This is a genomic window from Reichenbachiella sp., from assembly GCF_039941815.1.
In the GTDB taxonomy this organism is placed as follows: domain Bacteria; phylum Bacteroidota; class Bacteroidia; order Cytophagales; family Cyclobacteriaceae; genus Reichenbachiella.
In genome coordinates this window covers 67,275-88,869 of the sequence record NZ_JBDVDW010000057.1, presented here as the reverse complement: position 1 = coordinate 88,869, position 21,595 = coordinate 67,275, and the positions used below count along the sequence as shown (strand labels likewise).

The following is a 21,595-nucleotide window of genomic DNA, read 5'->3' as shown; positions in this document are numbered from 1 at the left end:
AACCAACATGACCGCTAAATTCGATATATTTATCCTATCAAGTAAGGTCGATTTTGAATCCATTTGGAAATCAGTATCATTGATCAAAATTTGATGAACGGTATAAGGTAAATGGAACACTGTTCTGTTTATTAGTTACAATCGCCCGCTTATGAAATACAGTTTACAAATACTCATCACTTTCGTGATATTAGGTTTTACTATGCTCGAAGAAGAGCTCGATGTGAAGCAACATATCAAGGGGCTGCTCAATGGATACAATCAATCGATGGTAAAAGAGAGGCTCTTTGTTCATATCGATAACAACATGGTAGAACCGGGCCAGAACATTTGGATGAAGGCCTATGTAGTTGAGCAAAATTCAAATCAACCATCAAAACTGAGCCAAGTACTCTATACTGATATTCTTACCTATAAGGGAAACAAGGTGCTGAGCTACAAGTTCTTGCTGGACGAGGGTATGACCTCTGGCGCCATCAGCATACCAGATACGCTAAAATTCGAAAATTATATTCTAAGCGCCTATACCATGGAAATGAAAGACCATGAAGAGGTATTCACCCAAGTGATAGAAATACGTGGATACAAATCATTGTTTAAGAAATGCGAGCTGGTTTTTGACAAAAAAATATATGATGTAGGCGATCCGATAGAGATTGATCTGCGGACCATGGATATCAATAAGGAAGTCATAGGGAAGGTAAAATATAATTATCGACTTTATAATCAAGGGGTAGTGATTGCTGAGGGAGCTGGTCGTACGGATAAGCTGGGCGTTGCTCAACACAAACTATCCCTGGATCAGAATGCGTATATTCATAGACCGATCATCCAGGTCACTACTAATTTTGATGGCAATGAGAGTAATTTTTATTACGATATTCCTGTTGTTGAGAAGAAGGAGTTGGCCGTGTCGTTCTACCCAGAGAGTGAATCCATGCTTGCAGGAGTCAAAAACAGAATCGGTATCAGAGCCACAGATATGGAAGGGATTCCTATCAATTTTCGAGGTAAGATATATGATGAAAATGATGAGTTGATCACCGAAGTAATCATACAAAACAACGGTATTGGGTCGACCCAATTTATACCTGAGGCCAATACTGACTATTATCTTAAAATTCCGGGATTAACGAAGAAGTTCACTTTACCAAAATCGAATGAGGAAGGGTATGCTGTAGAACTCACCAAGGATACGATGGACGAACTGGTATTCAAGGTATTCGGATCCAAGGAAGTAGATACACTCGTACATGCCGCGCTCATTGGTCATGGAAAAGTAAAATACTTCTCCAGATTGGATTTGGACGGAGCAGAAGAGGTCGTCATTCCGATTAAGGATATGGAAATGGGAGTTGCAGAATTCTGTTTGTTCGATCGGTTTGGAAAGCGACTGATCCATAGACCGGTGTTTGTAAATAACCAAAGGAGAGTCAAGTTTGAAATGAATTTTTCTGCAGCCTATGAGGAAATCGGAAATTCTGTAGAGCTGACGATCGATGCCAAGGATGGCTACGGTCGCCCGGTGCAGGGAGATTTTTCGCTCTCGATCACAGAGGATTTTTCTGTGTTTCACAAGACATTCAAGCAGACGGATATTGTGTCCAGTCTATTGCTGGAAAGTGCAGTCACTAGTCGCTTTCTCAACAAAGAAAGTTTTCTATCAGGCAATATTTTTGGTGGAGATAATATCAACGACGTCTTACTGGTGCTGAACTATAAAAGAGGAAACTGGAATCGACCGCTAGCTACATCTGCCAATACAGCTCAGCCAGACGATCAGGAATACCTGCAAGGCATAGTGATTGATAAAAACAATGTGCCGCAAGGAGGGGTGGATTTGGTAGCAATCGTCAAAGGCTCGTGGAATCGGAGCATCATTACCAGTGATAAGTTTGGCTTTTTCACCCTGCCGATCTCTCTATTGTCCAACGAGCACCGAGGATTTGTCATAGGCCTGGCAGATGATGACAATGCAAAAAACCTAAAGATTAGAATCAAAGATGTGGACTATGTGCCTATTGCAGTACAGGGACTGTCCTTCCCCTTATTGATGGCTGAGCAAGAGACCTATAATGGGACTGAAGGCTTTCAAAATGCCAGGATTTTGCCCGATCTGATTGTCGAAGATGAAATTTATGTGCAGGAGTTTTTATCTAAGAAAGTACAGAATTATGGAAGTTTTACGTCGACAATCAAACAGGGTGAGAATTTGCGGCAAACGCAAGATTTTCTTGGTGTCCTGAGACAGGTGACCAGCATCGCTCATGTGGATAAACCGGCTCGAGGAAATATAGTATTTAGAGGCACACCTAAGACTGCCGGCTCCACATTTGGCGGAGGCGGATATCCTGCGCTTTTTGTGCTGGATGGCGTACCTCTTGGTCACGATTATCATGACTTAGATTTTCTACGGGTAGAGCATATCCAATCGGTCAATGTCATTAGAAGTTCGGTCGCAGTGATCAACTATGGCGCACGAGCAGTAGGAGGGGTGATTGCCATCAAAACGGGAATGTCTTCTGACATCAAGAAGCAGCAACTGTTGACACAAAAAGAGTTGGAGCAAAATCTATTGAAGGATGTTAATCGTGCCGTTTCTGTAGATTTTTTCGAACCGGAGAAAACGTTTGTGGCCAATTCGGATTCGACTGAGGTAGCCATGCTGAAGACTACTTTATATTGGAATCCTAAAATGACTTTTGATGAAAACGGACAGGCCAAAGTGATCTACAAAAACCAAGACCTTCCTGCTAAAATCGCTATCAGAATCAACGGCATTTCTGAAGACGGACTGATGGGGTATGGCGAAAAGATTTACTTTTCGAATTTCTAATTTCCGTATGCTTAAACCTGGATTATGCATTAGATTATCTAGTGCATATTTCAGGTTAAACCTTTCTTAGTGCGCCTCTGGATGAAGGTTTGTTGTACATGGGCTTGATTTGGTCTGTGACTTCTACACAGGACTCATATTTTCCCGGTACAGGGAGGTAGTTGAAATTGCTCTTAGCTACTATTTCAGAAGAGAGATACGCCCATATGGACAACTGCTTGATCATGATATATCCGGGGCGTGTTTCAAAAGATTCTCCCGATTCATCAACAAAAGCCGCTTTTGGATATGCGTTGGCCCTGGCTTCCTCGGAAAGTAAATGTTTCTCTTTGTCGATGGCAGATAACTCTGTAAACTTCATGGCTTGATAGCCTCTAAGCGAGGCTAGCAGTACCTCTTGCTCGGCTTGCGAGTAAAAATCGGTGACTATTCTATTGATGAATGGCCCCACTTGAGCGTCCTTCGCTCCTGGAGAATTATCCGTATGTGGAAGGGTAGTTTCGGCAATATCTTCCAGCAAACTGATCTGCTTGAGCGCCAAAAGGCCAGATTTTTTCTCTTCGAAGGTACATCCCGCCAAAAAAGCGTCGGCACCCACCACAGCTCCTCCCACCAGGAGGCCTACAGATTTTAGTACTTCTCGTCTATTCATCATAGCTCTGATTATAAGTTTCCTTTTTTCAATTCATCTATTGCATAATTAGCCGCTCTGGCTGTGATGGCCATATAGGTAAGTGATGGATTTTGGCAAGCAGAAGAAGTCATACAAGCGCCATCAGTTACAAATACATTTTTGGCATTGTGAACCTGATTATATTTGTTCAAAATGGAGTCCTTTGGACTATGTCCCATCCGTGCTGTGCCCATCTCATGAATCCCAAGACCGACTTTCCAATCTGATCGGATCTCTGTTCTAATATCTTTTACACCCATCGCCTCCAACATCTCTCGGGCAGTGGAGAGCGCATTGTCGAGCATCTCATCTTCGTTGGTCTTAAAATCCGCATCTACTTCTACCAGTGGCACTCCCCATTCGTCTTTCTGAGTATCGTTAAGTTTCATATAATTTTCGAAGTAGGGCAATTGCTCTCCCATCGGGGTCATATGCAAGCCCCAGCCGCCTAATTCATGCAGTTTATCCTTGAATCCCACGCCTAGTTTTGGGTCTTCTGGTTTTAGATTTCCAGCTCCCCTTCCTGTACTGAGTTGATAGGCATATCCCCTTAAGAATTTACTTTGTTTGTCCTTGTCAAAATTCCTGAACCTGGGGATGTAGCAACTGCTCGGGCGGTGGCCACTATAGTAAGCATCAAGATATCCATCTATTTGACCGCTTACTCGGCCACGAAAATCGTGATCCATGAGATAATGCCCGAGTACATTGTTTTCATTGCCCAGGCCTTCCTGAAATCTATCCGACTTTGAGTTGAGCATGATGGCTGTGGTATTGATCGTGCCAGCATTGAGGAAGATTACCCGACTGTAATATTCTGTGATCTCTTTGGTGTTGGCGTCGATCACTCGTACGCCTGTGGCTTTTCCCTTGGCATCATCATAGATGACGGAGTGCACTACAGCATGTGGCCTCAAAGTCATAAATCCGGTTTTCTTAGCCGCTGGTAGAGTAGAACTATTGGAACTGAAGTATCCAGCAAAAGGGCATCCACGTGCGCATCTATTTCGATACATACAAGGGCCTCGTTCGTTGTGTCTTTTTGTGATGTTTGCTGATCTTGCCGAAATCAAATTTCTTCCGGGAAAGCTATCTTCCAATGATTTTTTGAGATCCAGCTCAACACAATTCATTTCGAATGGAGGCAAAAACTCACCATCAGGAATTTGATCCAAACCATCTCGATTCCCGCTGATACCAGCAAATTTTTCCACATAGCTATACCACGGTGCCAAGTCCTGATATCTAATCGGCCAGTCCGTACCATTGCCATCCATAGCATTAGCCTTGAAATCTAGCTCGCCCCATCGTTGGACTTGCCGTGCCCACATCAGAGACTTGCCGCCCACCTGATATCCACGAATCCAGTCAAATGGTTTGATCTGAATGTAAGGGTGTTCCTTATCCTTTACAAAATGATGTTCATGCTCTTTGGTAAAGGCATAACATTTGCTCAGTACAGGGTTTTCAGCAATGACCTGAGGGTCCATAGCCATGCCGTGATCATCGGTCCAGGGCTCCATAGTAGCAGTAGGATAGTCTCCATGCTCAATGTTTCGTCCTCTTTCAAGCACTAAAGTATTGAAGCCTTTTTCTGTAAATTCTTTGGCCGCCCAACCGCCACTCATGCCGGAGCCTACTACGATGACATCGAATTGATTGGATTGGTTGGAGTTGATGTTGAATGTTGTCATTTTCAGGAAGTTGTTTTTAGGATACTATTATGTATGTGCCTGAAGATCAAAGGCTAGCGATCGTTTTCTCTAGCAGTGCTTTTGTAGCTCTTATGCCTTCGTACTCGCTCAAAGTCTTGCCTTCATATTCCACACCTATATAGCCGGTGAAGCCTGAGTCTTTTACTATGCTGAGCATTTTAGTGAAATCAGTATTGATTTCATTTCCATTTTCATCAAAATCATGTGATTTGGCACTCACTCCCTTAGCATAGGGCATTAGTTCTTTCATACCCTGATAGCGATCATAATTCTTTTCACAGCTACCATCAACCCCTTTGGCAATACAGAAATTTCCAAAATCAGGGAGGGTGCCACAGTTGGGCATGTTCACCGATGATATCACCTGACTCAGCCACTTTCCACTAGAAGAATAGCCACCGTGATTCTCTACGATGATATTGATGTCGAAATCCTTGGCAAATGTGCTCAGTCTGGCCAAGCCATCGATGGCGTTTTGCTGCACTTCTTCCTCTGTACCCTCACCTGCAGCATTGACCCGGATAGAATGGCAGTCAAGTGCTTTGGCGGCTTCTACCCATTGGTAATGGTTTTCTACCGCTTGAATTCTTTGTGATTCATTGCCATCTCCCAGGTATCCTTCGCCGTCGATCATTATCAATAGACTTTTTACTCCTTCATCCGCTGCGATCTGCTTCATTTGGTTGATGTAGCCTTTGTCCCTGGCTTTGTCTTTGAAAAACTGATTGACATATTCTACTGCAGAGATGCCGAAATCCTGCTTGGCAACTTTGGCGAAATTAAGTGGGTCAATTGCTCCCGCAAAAATGGCCTGATGTAGCGACCACTGTGCTAGCGAAAGCTTAAAATCAGATGACGTAAGTGCTTGGGTACAGGCTGATAGGAGCGGGGAAGAAGCCACGGCTGCAGCTCCGGACAGTACCCCGGTTTGCTTAATGAAATTTCGTCTTGTTATGTTAGTTTTCATAGATGCTCAGGTTTTTAAGGCTCAATTCAAAGAATTTATCCATTGGGCGATTTCAATTAGTTCTTTCTCTGGTATATGAGGCAATGCCATCATAGGCGGATAATCCGGCCAGTTGGCAGGCTCCGGTTTGTATATGAGAGCCACAATACGCTCGTTGTTATAGTTTTTTGTTGCTATCTCTTTGAATGAAGGGCCGATCAATTTCTTTTCTGTTTGATGACAAGCCAGACAGGTATTGCTTTGAAGAAGTGATTGGATTTTTTCCTTATCTACTTGATTGGTGTCGACTTTAGATTTTCCTCCACAACTGGTGATACATAATATAAGACTCACTATCACTAAAGATCTCGTGAAACGGGCGTAATAGGTATTCATTCAAAAATGCTTTTATATAATCTACTTCTGTACAAAATCTGTCAGTGTGTCAATGTCACTCACGAGTAACGCGCAAAAGTTTACCTAAATTAAGGTATATACATAAATGGCATGTCTAAAATATTTCAATGAATAAAATTATACATTGAGACTCATCTTAAGGAGTCAATCTTTGAGTACTAGTTGGCTATTGCGAAACTCCTGAGGAGAGCATTTTTCATGTTTTTTAAATACTGTAGAAAAGTATTGGCTGGTGGCAAATCCACATTTATAGGCAATTTGTGTGGCGCTTAATTCTGGCGAATTGATCAACAGGCTTTTAGACCAGTCTACACGCTTATGAGTCAGCAACTGCATTGGAGTGAGATTGGTAAGCTGCTTGCAATGGTGAGTAAATCGTGTGGCTCCCAAACCAGAGGAAGCGGCCATTTCTTCGATGGTCCATGGGTGAGCCAGATTGTTGGATAGCTCTTCTATAAACTGTTTAGCAGATCGCATACTATCGGTCAGTGATTCGTTGAGGATCATTTTGCCCTGATCAAACATGTCAAGTAAATGAATGAGCAATTCATTGATATGAATTCTAAGTTTGGAAGCCGAAGAACCATTGATGTCCTTGTGGATAGTTTGATTGATTTGTTTAAAGCAAGCTTTGATTTCTGGAGTGGCCTTCCATACAGGTTGCTCGTTTTGTCGGATTAGTAAATTGAGCCTTTGGAGATCATCATCTGACAGTACGATCCAATCAGGCCATACCCATGATTGATGGGGTCTACGCACGCCCACGTCTATGATCACCCAATAAAACTTGCCAATACCCACATGTGGATTTCCTACTTTATGCTGCTGCCAGGGTCGGGTGATGGTAAAGTCTCCGGGAAATAACTCCGTTTCGGTGCTCTCTATCGCATAAGGCATATGACCAGATTCCAGAAAATGAAACTCTACACCCTCATTTCGATGCCAGTCCAATCCCCAATCCTGTTCCTCATTGGCACTCCAGTAGCCAATCGTGTTCAGCCCACGCGTGTCGGCCGTCAACCGATCCCCAGGATACGTGTGACGTGCCAGCGCCTTAAACTCTACCTTCTTTCTTTCAACCGCGTCTACTAATGGCAGGCAAGTATCAGCGTGAAAGACAGCGCCATTTTCGTTTTTAAATGGTACAATACCTTGTTTAATATTATTCATTGAAATATTTTAAACACTAAAATCTCATTGTATGGCTATTTTGCCTAGTATATCTTCTGCAAGAGAGGAAGTCTATTATAGTGAACTAATTTATACAAAGTTATTTAAATCTAATAAATGAAAAAATCAACACAGATCCAGTTGTCTGTCATGATGTTTCTCGAATTTTTCATCTGGGGTGGATGGTTTGTTACCCTGGGGACTTTTCTAGGAAATAATCTTGGCGCTACGGGTGCGGAAACTGGCATGGCTTACTCCACGCAATCATGGGGCGCTATTGTGGCTCCGTTTATCATTGGGTTGATCGCTGATCGTTTTTTCAATGCCGAGCGCATACTTGGCGTGCTTCATATTATCGGCGCGCTACTGATGTATCAAATGTCTCAGGCTACAGAATTTCAAACTTTCTACCCTTACGTCTTAGGATATATGATGGCCTACATGCCAACCTTGGCTTTGGTCAATGCAGTTGCATTTAATCAGATGAAAGATCCAGCAAAGGAATTTTCATTTATTCGAGTTTGGGGAACTGTAGGTTGGATAGTAGCAGGACTGACCATTAGTTACGTTTTCCAATGGGATTCCAGAGATGGGGTTCAAAACGGCTGGCTTCAAAATACTTTTCTGATGACTGCGCTTGCTTCGGCAGCACTAGGAGTCTACAGTTTTGTACTGCCAAAAACCCCTCCTCATAAAGACAGAGGTGAGAAGGTAAGCTTGGCTTCTATTTTGGGGTTGGATGCGTTGAAGCTGCTCAAAGACAGAAATTTCTTAATGTTTTTCATTTCCTCGATATTGATCTGTATACCATTGGCCTTCTACTATCAAAATGCCAACCCGTTTCTTACAGAAATAGGAGTGACCAACCCTACAGGCAAAATGACCATCGGGCAAGTCTCCGAAGTGCTATTTATGTTGCTATTACCGATATTTTTTAAACGATATGGGTTCAAGAAAACTATCATGCTTGGCATGTTGGCCTGGGCTATCCGTTATGTACTTTTTGCTTTTGGCAATGCCGACGACTTGAGTGTTATGCTTTTGCTTGGGATCGCACTACACGGTATATGCTACGATTTCTTTTTTGTGTCTGGACAGATTTACACGGATTCGAAGGCTGGAGAGCAATTTAAAAGTGCTGCGCAGGGCATGATCACTCTCGCTACTTATGGGCTCGGAATGCTGGTTGGTTTTTGGGTGGCAGGTCAGGTTTCTGATGCCTTCATCCTGGAGGGAGGGTTGCATACATGGAAGGAGATTTGGCTGTTTCCTGCAGGCTTTGCTTTGATTGTATTAGTCCTATTTCTCTTCGGGTTTAAAAATGAAAAAATAGCTTACAAAGATTCATAATAGAACAAATGGCAACAGGAAGAATCAAACTAGGTATGTTGGGCGGGGGCGAAGGAGCCTTTATAGGTATTGCTCATAGAATAGCCGCTTATATGGGAGAAAAATACGAGTTGGTCGGTGGTGCCTTTGATGTTGATTACCAGAGAGGAATGGCTTTTGCCGAGACTCTGGAACTTAATCAATCTCGTGTTTATCCAGATGTGCAATCGCTGATAGAAAAGGAAAATGAGCTACCTGCTGATCAGCGGATGGAAGTGGTCTCAATCGTTACACCCAATTTTCTGCATTTCCCCATGGCTAAAAGCCTGCTGGAAGGAGGGTTTCATGTCATTTGCGAAAAGCCTATGACAATGACAGTCGCTGAGGCAGAAGAATTAGACCATCTGGTAAGTCAGACAGGAAAACAGTTTTGTCTGACTCATACCTATACTGGGTATCCCATGGTAAGACAAATGAAATCCATGATAGCCTCTGGGCAAATTGGTGAAATCCAGCGTGTAGATGTACAGTACTATCAGGGGTGGATCAATCCTGTGATTCATGACACCGAAAAACGAAAATCAGTTTGGCGACTGGACCCGGCAAAATCCGGAATCTCCTGCTGCATGGGAGACATTGGACTGCATGCGTTCAACCTGGCGGAGTATGTCACTGGATCGGAAATTGATCAAGTGCTGGCAGATCTCAATTATTTATATGATGACAATACTTTGGATGTAGACGGCACCGTACTCATCCGAATGGGACAGGCGAAGGGAGTCATCAGGTCGAGTCAGATAGCTACCGGAGAAGAAAATAACCTTACCATACAGGTGTATGGAAAGACTGGAGCACTCAAGTGGCAACAAGAGCAGCCGACAGTGCTCACCTGGCTCACCGAAGATCAGCCAGCTCAAATCCTAAAACCAGGAAATAGCTACAACTCTAAATTAGCCATGGATAGTACAAAAATGGCGCCTGGACATCCAGAAGGAATATTTGATGCCATGGGAAATCTCTATCTAGGCCTTGCTAAGGCCATTAGAAATCTACCTGTCCAAAGTGGTGAATACCCTACGGTGACGGATGGACTGAGAGGGATGAAATTTATCGAGAAAGTGGTGCTTTCGCATCGCGAAGACAACATCTGGATTACCATATGATATGCGAACAATAAAAGGACCTGCTATCTTTCTGGCTCAGTTTTTAGGAGATGATGAGCCGTTTAACAACCTGAAAAACATTTGTGAATGGGCTCAGGGATTGGGCTACAAGGCGGTGCAAATTCCGGCTTGGGACAAGCGGGTAATTGACATAGAGAGAGCCGGTGAAAGCAAAGATTATTGTGATGAGATTAAAGGTATTGTAAGTGAGGCTGGGTTAGAAATATCAGAAATATCAACTCATCTACTGGGTCAGCTTGTGGCCTCTCATCCGGCTTATGATGCGATGTTTGATGCATTCGCACCTGAGTACTTGCATGGCCATCCACGCGAAAGATCACTTTGGGCCATTGAGCAGTTGAAAGCTGCAGCCAATGCAAGTCACTTTTTGGGATTAGATGTAATGGGTTCTTTCTCAGGATCTCTACTCTTTCACACCATGTATCCATGGCCTCAGCGGCCTATAGGCCTGGTCGAGGCTGGATTTAGTGAGTTGGCCAGGCGGTGGCTACCAATTTTGGATCATTGTAAGGAAAAAGGAGTAGAGATTTGTTATGAGTTACACCCAGGGGAAGATTTACATGACGGAGTCACCTTCGAGCGATTTTTGAAAGCCAGTGGTAACCATTCTTCTGTCAAAATTCTGTATGACCCAAGTCATTTTGTGCTTCAGCAAATGGACTATATTCAGTTCATTGATTACTATCATGAGCACATCCGCATGTTTCATGTAAAAGATGCTGAGTTTCGTCCTAGTGGCAAATCTGGAGTCTATGGTGGATATCAGGACTGGGTGGATAGGCCGGGTAGATTCCGATCTCTGGGAGATGGGCAAATCGACTTCAAGCAAATATTCTCAAAGCTGACTCAATATGGATATGACGGATGGGCTGTGCTGGAGTGGGAGTGTTCCATCAAATCTCCAGAGCAAGGCGCAAGGGAAGGAGCGCCTTTCATCAGTGACCATTTGATAGAGGTCACTTCAAAAACATTCGATGACTTTGCAAAAACGAGCCAGAACCCAAATGAACTCAGAAAAATGCTGGGTCTCGATTCAGACTAATTCAGTATAAAACTTATAGGTGGCAGAGGCATTTTGACTAGTTTTGCAGGCCAAATCCGATTCTTATTCGTTTGCATGCAGAAAAACTATTTTTATCTAATTGAATTGCAATATCTAGGTTTTCGCTATCATGGATGGCAGCGACAGCCAGGAGTCAAAACCATTCAGGAAATGGTAGAGAGGACTCTAAAATTTATTCTGCAGGAAAAGCCCTTCAAGATTCTTGGAGCGAGTCGTACAGATGCCATGGTTTCGGCCTCGCAAGCAGCCTTTGAGCTGTTTCTACAGGAAGCCGAGGATCCAGATCAGCTATTGGCTACGCTCAATGAAAACCTGCCCTCGGATATTCGTGCAGAAAGGATCGAAGCGGTAGATAAAAGCTTTAATGTCATTCAACACGCCAAGCTCAAAGAGTATTTGTATCTATTTTCCTTCGGTGCCAAAAACCACCCATTTGCTGCTCCATTTATTACCTACATCCAACAGGATTTGGATATTGAACTAATGAAAGAGGGAGCGATTCTTTTTCAAGGAAAACACAATTTTCGTGAGTATTGCTACAAACCGAATGAAGGTACTCAATTTGAAAGAGAAATAATGACCAGTGAAATCAGTGAAAATGATGTATTGACGGCTAACTTTTTCCCAGATCAGAGTTTCGTTTATCGCGTATCAGGCACTGGTTTCATGAGAAATCAGATTAGACTTTTTATGGGTCGATTATTTAGATTGGGAAAGCATGAAATCGGATTACAAGAAATTAGGGATTCATTGGAAAGTCCCTCAACATCACCAGAATATTTTATTGCTCCAGCCTCTGGCCTGACGCTGAATAAAATGGTATTCAAAAAATAGGATTTGTTAACTTGTCTATATTTCGTAATATTGAACGGTGGCATTATACGCATTACAATTAATTCAACTCAATGAGCCTCGAACAACTAATCAATGAGCGCAACGAAGCCATACTCAAAGTAGACGAGTATGGATTGCTCTGTATGACGACCCCTTATTTGCCTCCTGAGGTCAAAGATGATCCTGCCTCACAGATTTTGTACACTTCAAAGCAGTCATACATGTGGGTTCCCATTCTGACTTACATTGTTGAGAAAGTGGATATTTCGGACGAGGACACTAAGATTTTTTTGGAAATGTCACTGGATTCTCTGACCACGCATCACCGTACCCGATGGAGCAACAGGGCAGAGGCCTTAGAAGGGATGCTCGAAATGCTCAATTCCATGTTGTTTTATACCACTCGTAAAAAATTTGAAGATCCTATATTTGAGTATGCTTCACTTTTTGGTGGTTCTATAGAGGATATTCTAGACCGGTTGGAAGGGCTCGGTTTGGTGGAAGAGCATTATGTAGAACCTATGTCCAACAAGCAAATCGCCATGATGGGCTTCGTACCTCATGGGTTCACAAAACGTACCAGATTGGGAGAAGAGTTATTCGCCAAACTGAATAGCCTCATGCTATTCTACGCAAATAAGAATTTGGTAGAAGATTCTGACTTCAAGATTCATTATCGTTTTTATCGCACCTGGGAAATGTTAAAGTCTATCATATTTAAGATGGACAAACCGCTAGAGAAGAAGTAGCTCCAAGTTTCTGCTTGACATGTTAAAAAAGACGATTATCATTCTTGCCAATCTTATAGCGGTTGGCTTGCTTCTTAGCAGGTCACTCAGTGTAGGTGGAGACAAAGGTCACATAATCGTTATGTTTTACTTTCCTATTTTGGCTATAGCCAATTATTGGATAGGCAGATATCATCCTAATGAGAAGAAGACTTTCAAATGGATGATGGTACTAATGGCTATCCTTTATGTGCCAGCTATATTGTACGTTGCGAATTATTGAATTCATCAATCAATTGCGAAAGTATATTACACTAAAAATGATGAGTCTGTTACCCTTCTATTTGTTCAATTTTCTCTACAAGCTGCTCCCAATTTTGATCACTGGTTTTTAAGGATTTGGCATTGGCTTCATAAGACTGATTGATTTCCTTCAATTTTTCAGCATCACTAAAGTTGTCAGGATTAGCCAGTTCGGCTTCTAGTTTAGTCTTGTCAGCCTCAAGTTGCTCTAATTCTGATTCTACCTTGGTCAGTTCTTTTTTAAGTCTTGAAAGCTCCTTTTGATCCCCATCAGAAGACTTTTGCTTCTTTTCTTTTTTTGTCTTTTCCTGTCCGTCCTTGGTCTCCTTTTTAGCGGGAGCAGGTTTGAAGGTGTCCTTAGGCTTGTTGTGCTTATCACACCACCAGGTATATTCCTCGTAGGTTCCGGGGTATTCTTTCAGTTCCTGATCCTCTATCCACCATATTTTGTTGGCGACCTGGGTTACAAAATATCTATCGTGAGATACTAAAATAAAGGAGCCTTGATACTGCTGGAGTGCCTGAATCAAAATATTGACAGATTGGATATCCAGGTGGTTGGTCGGTTCATCGAGAAGTAGGAAGTTGGCTTCAGAAATTAATGTCTTTGCCAAAGCTACCCGAGACTTCTCTCCACCGGATAGTACCTTGATTTTCTTAAATACATCCTCATCTGAGAACAGAAAACACCCCAGTACACCTCGTAGTTCTTGCTCAGATTTTCCTGATCCAAACTGTTTTAACTCCTCGAGAAGATCGTTCTCGACATTCAAAGACTCAAGTTGATGCTGGGCATAGAAAGACGGGTTTACATTAAATCCCATCTGAGCCTTGCCTTCTACCTGTTCACCATCGATTATTCTGAGCAAGGTGGATTTCCCCTTACCGTTAGCCCCGATTAATGCAATCTTGTCACCTCGCTCAATCAGTCCACTAGCATTTTTCAATATATCTATACCCGGATATGACTTGGAGACATTGTCCAGCGTGGCTACATGTCGACCGGACTGCTTGCTAAAATTAAACTTGAAGTTGACCGCCGCATTTTCTTCGAGTACGTCTTCCACTCGATCCATTCGTTCTAAAGCTTTCACTCTGGACTGTACCTGTCTCGCTTTTGTCGCTTTAGCCCTAAATCGCTCTACAAATCTTTCTGTCTGACGAATTTTTGATTGCTGATTTTCAAAAGCATTTTTTTGCAACTCATTTCTTAAAGTTTTCTCTTCGAGATAGTTGTCGTAGTTGCCAGGATAGGAGGTAAGCACTTGAGCGCTTACTTCTACTATCTTGTTGATTGTATTATTTAGAAACTGACGATCGTGAGAAACTACAATCACAGCACCCTCGTAGGATTTTAAATAATTCTCTATCCACTGGATGGAAGGCAAGTCAAGGTGGTTGGTGGGCTCATCCAGCATGAGCATAGAAGGCTTTTCCAGTAGCAGTTTAGCAAGAATCACTCTCATTCTCCATCCACCGGAAAACTCCTTGAGCGGCCGCTGCAGATCCTCTGTCTTGAATCCAATCCCTTCCAATACTTCTTCAGCCTTGCTTTGTAGTACATAGCCATCTTTAGCTTCAAATTCCTCTTGTAATCTAGCAAGCTTTTCTACCAACTTATCCTCATAGTTGGTCTCCATTTTTGCTAATATCTTGTCTATCTTATGTTGCAAATCGATGACTTCAGAGAAGGCCTCCATTGCCACGGATAAAATAGACTCCTCGGATTGGAAAGAGAGCAAGTCCTGATTCAGAAAGCCTATCGAGCATTCTTTCGCCATACTGATTTCACCACCGTCCTTTTGGAGCTGCCCCATGATAATCTTCAACAAGGTAGATTTACCTGTACCATTGAGTCCGATCAGGCCTATCTTGTCCTTAGGCTTGATGTGCAAGGATGCATTTTCAAAGAGGGCTCGGCTGCCCAAATAGTAAGATAAATTGTTGATAGAAATCATGCCGCAAATATGCAAAGGATCGTAAGGAATTAAAACTATCAGATCATTTGATATTCGGAGGCATCCCTAGTATTTTTATGAAATGATCTTATCCTAACATCATGCGCTACATAAAAATAATACTTACCCTAATTGTGGGTTCGCTCACATTTTTTCAATGCGATCCCATCACCAAAAATCAAGTACAATCCTTAGCATCCGAGGCTACTCCAGAAGAACAGGACGAAAAGTTGAGCGAAGCTTTGAAGAGAATTAAGCTGCCAGATGGATTTTCAATAAGCCTATTTTCAGACAATGTACCAAACGCCCGCTCCATGACAATGAGTCCGTCTGGTATTCTTTATATTGGCACAAGGCAAGACGATAAGGTATATGCGCTAGAAGATACTAATCAGGATGGTATAGCGGATAAAAAATATATAATAGCCGAAGGCATGAATACTCCAAATGGCGTTGCCTTTCGCGATGGAGATCTTTATGTAGCAGAGATCAATAAGATTTGGAAATTTGTAAATATAGAAGCTGACCTGAATCAAGTAAAAAAGCCTGTGCTCATCTCAGATGAATTTCCTAGCGACAAACATCATGGCTGGAAATACATCGCTTTTGGCCCTGATGGAAAACTATATATCCCGGTGGGAGCACCTTGCAACATTTGCGAAAGCAGAAAGAAAATCTACGCTACCATTACTCGGATGAATAAGGATGGGTCTGGCCTCGAGATTTTCGCTCACGGAGTAAGAAATACAGTTGGTTTCACCTGGCATCCAGAGACCAACGAGATGTGGTTTACAGATAATGGGCGAGACATGCTAGGCGACAATATACCTCCCTGTGAGCTCAATCACGCACCTTCCAGTAGCATGCATTTCGGATATCCCTATTGCCATGGCGGTGATATTGCAGACCCTACCCATGGCAGTGAATATAGCTGTACAGATTTTGTGGCACCAGCACAAAAACTTGGCCCTCACGTGGCTCCACTCGGGCTTAAATTTTATACTGGTGATATGTTTCCTGAAGAATACAAAGGTGACATCTACATCGCCGAACACGGATCATGGAATCGGAGTAAAAAAATAGGCTACAGGGTCATGCGTATCAAGATGGAAAACGGCAAGGCTTCAGGATACGAACCTTTTGCTTTTGGGTGGCTCGATAAGTCAGAGCAAGAAGCGTTCGGTCGCCCGGTGGATGTTTATATCGCACCAGACGGTGCCATGCTGGTATCTGATGATCGAGCTGGAGTCATCTATCGAATCACCTATGCAGCAAACTAATGGAGCAACATACTAGCTTTAATTTTTCAGCTCCTTATTATACACTTAATGAATTGACATCTAAGACGACAGATGTATGGATATCCTGCCCAGGATATGGACAGCTGGCTAAGTATTTTATTAGAAGATTTGATGTTTTCGACCCTGAGAAACACTTTGTGATTGCGCTACAAGGGCTTTCTAAATTCTACCTGCCAGATCAAAAGAATGTAGGAGCCAGCTGGATGACGAAAGAGGGACGAGAGACAGACATGCACAATCAAAAAGCCTACTTTGATTCGGTAATACAAGAAGCTTTTAAAGAACAAAGTTTTGAATCATACAAAGTTCACTTGATGGGTTTTTCACAAGGAGTATCGATGATCAGTAGAATGGCAGCTCATTTCAAAATTGATTTTGAGACCATGATACTGTGGGCAGGCGGGTTTCCTCCTGAGTTGAACAGAGACGATTTTAGTCACTTGGGCAATGATGCTAAACTAAAGGTTGTATTGGGGCTAAACGACGAATTTTATGCACTTGATAAAAATTACCAACCCGAAGTGGATAGAATGGAAGATGCCATAGGTATCAAACCTGAGATCATAAGTTTCGAAGGAAAACACGAAGTGCTTAGAGAAGTGCTACATCAACTGATTTAACTACAAAGAGCATATTCTTAAACTAAATGATGACCCAGGGAAAAGATTTATTCTCACTCAATAACCGTCGGGCACTTCATATATCTGTCCATCACAATTTTGCATACTTACTATAGAATTGTGTTTATTTTGCCGCAATTATTTACAAACCAAATTATCAATATGATCTCAAGATGGATTATTGCATGTGTTCTGATTTTTCTCACTATACAGTCTCAGGCACAGTCAGACAGATGGCAACAGAGAGTTGAATACAAAATGGACATTGATATGGATGCCGAAACCAATCAATTTTCAGGAAAGCAGCAACTCACTTATTATAATAATTCACCAGATACACTCACTACAGTTTATTATCATCTTTATTTCAATGCATTTCAGCCGGGTAGCATGATGGACGTTAGAAGTCGTTCTCTGCCGGACCCGGACAAAAGAGTTGGAGATCGTATTTATAATCTTAAGGAGGATGAAATCGGGTTCCATAAGGTCAAATCCTTGACCCAAAATGGTAAAAAGATAAAGTTTACAATCGAAGGTACAGTGATGAAAGTCGCTTTGAACCAGCCGATAATGCCCCAGTCGAAAGTTAAATTCAACATGGAATTTGAAAGCCAGGTCCCACTGCAAGTGAGACGAAGTGGAAGAGACAATATAGAAGGTATCAGGTTGTCAATGGCGCAATGGTATCCCAAAATAGCCGAGTATGATTATTCTGGTTGGCACGCCTATGATTATGTGGCCAGGGAATTTTACAGCCCATGGGGAGACTTTGATGTATCTATCAGCATAGATAATGACTATGTAGTAGCTGCCACGGGAATACTACTGGAGTCTAGTAAGAAAAACAAAAAGACCACCCATCGATATACTGCCCAAAACGTGCATGATTTCGTTTGGGCTGCAGACCCAGATTATGTTCGAAGAGTTTTTAACGTTCGAGAAGGGCTTGACTTCCACTTTTACTATCAGCCAGATACGTTGGAGCACCAGTGGATTGAGCTAGAAGACTATATCAAAAAGGCTGTGCCTTTTATAGAACAAAAATGTGGGGTTTATCCATATCCAGTTTATAAAGTGATACAAGCAGGTGATGGAGGGATGGAGTACCCGATGGCCACTTTGCTCACAGGGCACCGTCCTATGAAAGCTCTCGTAGGAGTGACCGTTCATGAATTTCTTCATAGCTGGTATCAGATGGTATTAGGGACTAACGAAAGCCTTGTCTATTGGATGGACGAAGGATTCAATACCTACTACGATGACATGACCATGGATTATTTGTACAATGAAGACTTCCCTTCTTCGGATTTTATGCGATCGGCCTATCGCTATTATAAATATGTAGTAGAGAAAGGAATAGAAGAACCATTGACCACTCACGCAGATCATTTTGAAACCAATCTGGCCTATGGTATGGCTTCTTATCGGAAAGGTGGGCTTACACTCTTGAATCTGGAATATATCATGGGCAAAGATGCTTTTGACCGTGCTATGTTGAGATATTATAACACCTGGAAGTTTAAGCACCCAAATGCAATAGACTTCGAGGTGATTATGGAGAAAGAAAGTGGGTTGGAATTGTCATGGTTTTTTGATTATTGGATCAAAACCACCAAGACCATCGACTATGCAATTGGCACAGTGAGTAGTGAAGAGAATCGCACCAAGATAAGTATGGAAAGGGTAGGGCTAATGCCAATGCCCTTAGATGTAGAGATCACGACCAAATCGGGAGACGTCCACAAGTACCATATTCCTTTGGGCATGACCCGAGGAACACGATCTTTAGAAGATGAGACGCTGATGACTCCTTGGCGGTGGGTGAACCCATATTATTCGTTTGAGATTGAGCTTAATAAAGATGAAATAGAATCGATTATTATTGATCCAACAAGACGTATGTCAGATATCAATCTTGAGAACAATAGCTATCCAAATCAAGACTCTCAATTAGAAATTAAGGGTATCCCAATGAATATGGAGAATAACCATTAGATTTGGGTATTATCAATAACAATAAGATACATTGAAATTTAAAGAAGTTGGTATTCACCCTCCGGTTTTGGACGGAGTGGATGCTATGGGTTTTGAAAATACCACTCCCATTCAAGAGAAAGCTATTCCGATTGTTTTACAAAACAAAGACCTCATTGCATGTGCGCAAACTGGTACGGGTAAGACCGCCGCGTTTCTACTGCCCACCATGCAGCAAATCAACGACCAAACGGATCATGGTAATATCGATGCCTTGGTGGTAGTTCCCACTAGAGAGTTATCTGTCCAAATAGATCAACAGATACAGGGACTGGGGTATTTTGTAGAGACAAGCTCCCTGGCAGTATATGGAGGAGGAGATGGTGCCAATTGGGACGTGCAGAAGAAAGCACTGATCAAGGGTGCAAATATTATCATTGCTACACCAGGTAGATTGATTGCCCATATCAATCAGGAATACGTTGACTTATCCAAAGTAAAACACTTCATTCTTGATGAGGCAGATCGAATGCTTGATATGGGATTCTATGATGATCTGATGAAGATCATAAAGCACATACCGAAGGATTGCCAGCGACTCATGTTCTCAGCCACAATGCCTCCTAAAATCAGGAAGCTAGCCAAAGAAATACTAAAGGACCCAGAAGAAATAAATATTGCAATCTCGAAGCCCTCAGAGAATATTCTGCAAGGTGCATTCATGATCTATGATGGTCAGAAACCAGATTTGATAAAGCATATATTCTCAGCGAAGAAAATGGACAGTGTCATTGTATTCCTTTCAAGAAAAAGCGAAGTTGATAAAATAGCACGAGAAATTAGTAGTCTGGGAATCAATGCGGCACCTATCCACTCCGGACTAGAGCAAGCCAAGAGAGAGTCTGTACTACAGGATTTTATCAATAAAAAAATCAATGTACTTGTGGCCACTGACGTGATGAGTAGAGGTATCGATATCAAAGAAATTGATATGGTTATCAATTATAATGTACCTGGAGATCCTGCTGACTATGTGCATCGTATCGGGCGGACCGGAAGAGCAGACGCCAATGGAGTCGCTTTTACATTTGTAAATCAGGAAGATATGTACAACTTCTCCAATATTGAGACACTTATTGGAAAAGAGGTGCAGAAGATCAAGTTACCAGAGCATATAGGTGAAGGCCCAGCCTATGATCCTAAGAAAACATATAAGCCCAGTCGTGGAGGTGGGGGTCGAAACAGTCGTAGATTCGGAAAGAAATAGGTTTAATAAATTAAATACTAAAAAAATTAGCATTTAATTTGGTGACCTTGATTTAAAATACTAATTTTATTGTCATTAGCGCTAATTAATTGATCAGATCAATGGTTTAATTAATTTAATGATAAAATTATTAGTAATGAAAACATATACGGTAGGCGGTGAGTACAAATTGAAACTCACATCAAAAAAGCTCAAATCAGGTAAATGTCAAGTTAAATTTCACGCATCTGTACAGAAGACAAAGAAGATGTATGGATATATTCTGGCAGATTCTGGTGAGACCTTGAAGCATGTGGTTGAAAAGATTTTGAAAAGACTCGACCAGGTTAAAAATCGCGAAAATTTCCATCATATTAATCTTTATTCTATAGGCAAACATGCCCAAAGTGACACCGGTATGGTACTATTCGATGCATGATTATAGTATAAATCATACGGTTCTGTTAAGTTTGTTATCAATACAAAATTGAATATGGAAATAGCTAAGGTTAACAATAATATTAAATTTCTGAGAAAAAAATTCGGCTACACACAGGAGACCTTTGCAGAAGCCATAGGCATCAAAAGATCTCTGGTTGGGGCGTATGAAGAAGGTAGAGCTGACCCAAGGCTGAATAACCTGCTCAGAATGTCAGAAGTGTTCAATGTAAGTGTGGATACTTTGATTAGTAAAACGGTAAGCGATCTATCTGAAGATGAGTTATATACCTCGCAAGATGGAGGAGCCAGAGTTTTGGCTATTACCGTAGATCAAAACGAAAATGAGAATATTGAACTCATACCTCAAAAAGCATCAGCTGGTTATATGAATGGATATGCCGATCCATCATATATCGAGAATATGCCAAGATTTCAGTTGCCTATGCTGCCAAAAAATGCTACATACCGGGCATTTGAGATTTCTGGAGATTCAATGTTGCCTCTGCAGCCAGGCACCGTAATTATTGGAGAGTATATTGAAAATATTTCTCACATCAAGAATGGCAAAACTTATGTATTGCTGAGTCGAGAAGAAGGAATTGTTTACAAAAGAGTATTTAACTATGTGGAGGAGAATGGAAAGTTATTTCTTGTATCTGACAACAAAGCCTATTCCCCATATCAAATAGATGCATCAGATATAATAGAAGTTTGGGAGTCAAAAGCATTTATAAGTATTGACTTTCCAGATGCTACGGGAAAAGAGGACCTTACAATCGAAGAGCTTTCCGGAATTGTGAAAAACCTTCAAAACGAAATAGTTAAACTTAAAGATTCAAACTAAAAAAGGCCACGCT

Annotated in this window: 19 protein-coding genes; 13 read left to right on the top strand and 6 right to left on the bottom strand. The window is 41.9% G+C overall.

From position 1 onward, the window contains the following. Positions 1-151: 151 nt before the first annotated feature. Complete coding sequence (locus ABJF11_RS12325; protein ID WP_348120168.1) at positions 152-2,836, top strand: Plug domain-containing protein; 2,685 nt, start codon at positions 152-154, stop codon at positions 2,834-2,836. A 55-nt stretch (positions 2,837-2,891) separates the two neighbouring features. On the opposite strand, the gene ABJF11_RS12320 is transcribed toward ABJF11_RS12325, so the two are convergent. The 5 genes from ABJF11_RS12320 to ABJF11_RS12300 all read right to left on the bottom strand — a co-directional run bounded on the left by ABJF11_RS12320 (position 2,892) and on the right by ABJF11_RS12300 (position 7,757). After that, on the bottom strand, positions 2,892-3,491 hold the full coding sequence (locus tag ABJF11_RS12320) for a gluconate 2-dehydrogenase subunit 3 family protein (protein ID WP_348120167.1): 600 nt from the start codon (positions 3,489-3,491) through the stop codon (positions 2,892-2,894). A gap of 8 nt (positions 3,492-3,499) precedes the next feature. Next, on the bottom strand, positions 3,500-5,203 hold the full coding sequence (locus ABJF11_RS12315) for a GMC family oxidoreductase (RefSeq protein ID WP_348120166.1): 1,704 nt from the start codon (positions 5,201-5,203) through the stop codon (positions 3,500-3,502). 46 nt (positions 5,204-5,249) lie between these two features. After that, the gene (locus ABJF11_RS12310) at positions 5,250-6,191 is read right to left on the bottom strand and encodes a sugar phosphate isomerase/epimerase family protein (RefSeq protein WP_348120165.1); all 942 of its coding nucleotides are present in this window, start codon (positions 6,189-6,191) and stop codon (positions 5,250-5,252) included. Positions 6,192-6,212: 21 nt separating this feature from the next. Then, the gene (locus tag ABJF11_RS12305; RefSeq protein WP_348120164.1) at positions 6,213-6,566 is read right to left on the bottom strand and encodes a c-type cytochrome; all 354 of its coding nucleotides are present in this window, start codon (positions 6,564-6,566) and stop codon (positions 6,213-6,215) included. 165 nt (positions 6,567-6,731) lie between these two features. Next, complete coding sequence (locus ABJF11_RS12300; protein ID WP_348120163.1) at positions 6,732-7,757, bottom strand: AraC family transcriptional regulator; 1,026 nt, start codon at positions 7,755-7,757, stop codon at positions 6,732-6,734. A 117-nt stretch (positions 7,758-7,874) separates the two neighbouring features. Here ABJF11_RS12300 and ABJF11_RS12295 point away from each other — a divergent pair, with 117 nt between their 5' ends. The 6 genes from ABJF11_RS12295 (at position 7,875) to ABJF11_RS12270 (ending at position 13,178) form a co-directional block, all read left to right on the top strand. After that, positions 7,875-9,107 carry a nucleoside permease gene (locus ABJF11_RS12295; RefSeq protein ID WP_348120162.1) on the top strand — a complete coding sequence of 411 codons (1,233 nt, stop codon included), beginning with the start codon at positions 7,875-7,877 and terminating at the stop codon, positions 9,105-9,107. An 8-nt stretch (positions 9,108-9,115) separates the two neighbouring features. Beyond that, complete coding sequence (locus ABJF11_RS12290) at positions 9,116-10,249, top strand: Gfo/Idh/MocA family oxidoreductase (protein WP_348120161.1); 1,134 nt, start codon at positions 9,116-9,118, stop codon at positions 10,247-10,249. Between the two features lies 1 nt (position 10,250). Next, positions 10,251-11,312, top strand: coding sequence for a sugar phosphate isomerase/epimerase (locus tag ABJF11_RS12285; protein WP_348120159.1), 1,062 nt, complete (start codon positions 10,251-10,253; stop codon positions 11,310-11,312). 75 nt (positions 11,313-11,387) lie between these two features. Next, the gene (locus ABJF11_RS12280; RefSeq protein ID WP_348120158.1) at positions 11,388-12,167 is read left to right on the top strand and encodes a tRNA pseudouridine(38-40) synthase TruA; all 780 of its coding nucleotides are present in this window, start codon (positions 11,388-11,390) and stop codon (positions 12,165-12,167) included. 71 nt (positions 12,168-12,238) lie between these two features. Continuing rightward, positions 12,239-12,916, top strand: a complete 678-nt coding sequence (locus ABJF11_RS12275; RefSeq protein WP_348120157.1) for a hypothetical protein — start codon at positions 12,239-12,241, stop codon at positions 12,914-12,916. Positions 12,917-12,935: 19 nt separating this feature from the next. Further along, positions 12,936-13,178, top strand: a complete 243-nt coding sequence (locus ABJF11_RS12270; protein ID WP_348120156.1) for a hypothetical protein — start codon at positions 12,936-12,938, stop codon at positions 13,176-13,178. A gap of 49 nt (positions 13,179-13,227) precedes the next feature. On the opposite strand, the gene ABJF11_RS12265 is transcribed toward ABJF11_RS12270, so the two are convergent. After that, a complete protein-coding gene (locus tag ABJF11_RS12265) occupies positions 13,228-15,156 on the bottom strand; it encodes an ABC-F family ATP-binding cassette domain-containing protein (protein WP_348120155.1) in 1,929 nt (642 codons plus the stop codon). Positions 15,157-15,257: 101 nt separating this feature from the next. Here ABJF11_RS12265 and ABJF11_RS12260 point away from each other — a divergent pair, with 101 nt between their 5' ends. The 6 genes from ABJF11_RS12260 (at position 15,258) to ABJF11_RS12235 (ending at position 21,582) form a co-directional block, all read left to right on the top strand. After that, complete coding sequence (locus ABJF11_RS12260; RefSeq protein WP_348120154.1) at positions 15,258-16,436, top strand: sorbosone dehydrogenase family protein; 1,179 nt, start codon at positions 15,258-15,260, stop codon at positions 16,434-16,436. Next, positions 16,436-17,077 (top strand): alpha/beta hydrolase, encoded by a 642-nt coding sequence (locus ABJF11_RS12255; protein WP_348120153.1) that lies wholly within the window; start codon positions 16,436-16,438, stop codon positions 17,075-17,077. Before ABJF11_RS12260 ends, ABJF11_RS12255 begins: the two co-directional genes overlap by 1 nt. A 162-nt stretch (positions 17,078-17,239) precedes the next feature. Next, positions 17,240-19,072 (top strand): M1 family metallopeptidase, encoded by a 1,833-nt coding sequence (locus tag ABJF11_RS12250; protein ID WP_348120152.1) that lies wholly within the window; start codon positions 17,240-17,242, stop codon positions 19,070-19,072. A gap of 31 nt (positions 19,073-19,103) precedes the next feature. Then, a complete protein-coding gene (locus ABJF11_RS12245) occupies positions 19,104-20,318 on the top strand; it encodes a DEAD/DEAH box helicase (protein WP_348120151.1) in 1,215 nt (404 codons plus the stop codon). A gap of 136 nt (positions 20,319-20,454) precedes the next feature. Then, complete coding sequence (locus ABJF11_RS12240; RefSeq protein WP_348120150.1) at positions 20,455-20,736, top strand: hypothetical protein; 282 nt, start codon at positions 20,455-20,457, stop codon at positions 20,734-20,736. Between the two features lie 54 nt (positions 20,737-20,790). Beyond that, positions 20,791-21,582, top strand: coding sequence for a helix-turn-helix domain-containing protein (locus tag ABJF11_RS12235; protein WP_348120149.1), 792 nt, complete (start codon positions 20,791-20,793; stop codon positions 21,580-21,582). Positions 21,583-21,595: the final 13 nt, after the last annotated feature.